This is a genomic window from Methylobacterium sp. M6A4_1b (assembly GCF_053345175.1).
On record NZ_JBKEZQ010000077.1, the window covers coordinates 1 to 916 of the forward strand.

General features: G+C 55.6%; 1 protein-coding gene. It reads left to right on the plus strand.

The genetic code is table 11. The annotated features are described in order from the left end of the window. Positions 1–916, plus strand: a 916-nt coding sequence (locus ACLBWX_RS23115; RefSeq protein ID WP_447679228.1) for a hypothetical protein, incomplete at both ends; no start/stop codon positions are given.

The window sequence follows — 916 nt, forward strand, 5'->3', positions numbered from 1 at the left end:
CAACAACGAGGTCTCGTACACCAAGATCGTCAACGCCAAGGCGCCGAGCTTCGACTACGGCCACGATGGCGGCGGCATCGAGCTATTCGGCACGATGGACAACATCAAGATCCATAACAACTGGATCGAGAACAGCGTCGGCTTCATCGAGGCTGGAGGGACCAAGAGCGTCCTGACGAACATCTCGATCACGAACAATGTCAGCTTGAACAACAATGGCTTCCTCGTCCTGCACAATGGCAGTGGCAACTTCGCCAGCACGTTCAAGAATGTGGACGCGAACCACAACACCATCATCGAACAGAACAACGCCGCGAAGCAGATGGCCAGCGTTTTCCTGGACGCGCCCTATCAGAAAGGCGAACTTTCGTTCCATGACAACGTGATGTATCTAAACAATGGCGACTCCTTCTTTAAACAGGTCGGTGATTATCATTACGACAACACGTTTTATGCGCCGTCTAAGGCGACGCATCTCTATAATAACTGGTCGATGAAGCTGAATTCTGGCGAAAAATACAATACGGTTGCACCAACCGGTGGCGCCTCAATCGTCGAGACGCTGAAAAATCTGACAGGTGACCTCGGCGCGTCTTTCGTAGCACCGAATTCGGTCGGTCTGAACTCCGACAAGTCGGTCGCGATCGTGTCGCCTACGGTGGTCGTCGAAACCTCGCCAATCGTTGCACTGCCGATCGAACCGCCGATCGTACAGGCCCCGGCGCCTGCCCCGACGCCAACCACATCGACGACCATTGTCAACGGTGCTAAGATCACGACGACCTACGACGCGGCCGGCACGCTCACCAACAAGACCGTCCAGCACTCCGATAAATCCTACGACGTCTATCTCGGCGGCATCACGGGCAAGGACTACGCCTCTTCCCACGCGAGCTATGACAGCGCCGGCAAGGCC